The sequence below is a fragment of the Dellaglioa sp. CoH-56-MRSF-12 genome, assembly GCF_056782075.1.
Map to the genome: position 1 here is coordinate 1 of NZ_JBXAYD010000097.1, position 271 is coordinate 271.

Genomic DNA, 271 nt, shown 5'->3' on the forward strand with positions numbered 1-271 from the left:
GGACAAGCAAGGTGAGCTGGCCAACCTTCTAGGTTTCTGGTGCCGTCATTTTGCGAATCTGGTGCTTGGGCGCAATCCGCACAATCTAGCGGGCTCGAAGTCGGAGCCACGTTACGTGAAGACGATCGAGGAATTCGACACGCTCATGCGCCGCTTGCACAAGGCGTCTGAAGTCGCATTCGACACGGAAACGCGTAACCTGAGTGTGCTATTTAACAAAATCCTGACCATCCAGTTCGCGATGGACACAGAGCCCGAGGTAGGGTATACG

General features: G+C 54.6%; 1 protein-coding gene. It reads left to right on the forward strand.

Features of this window, described 5'->3' with window-relative positions; all coding sequences use genetic code 11:
• Nucleotides 1-271: hypothetical protein (locus AC1RPY_RS07900; protein ID WP_481763135.1), on the forward strand; the 271-nt coding region annotated here is incomplete at both ends.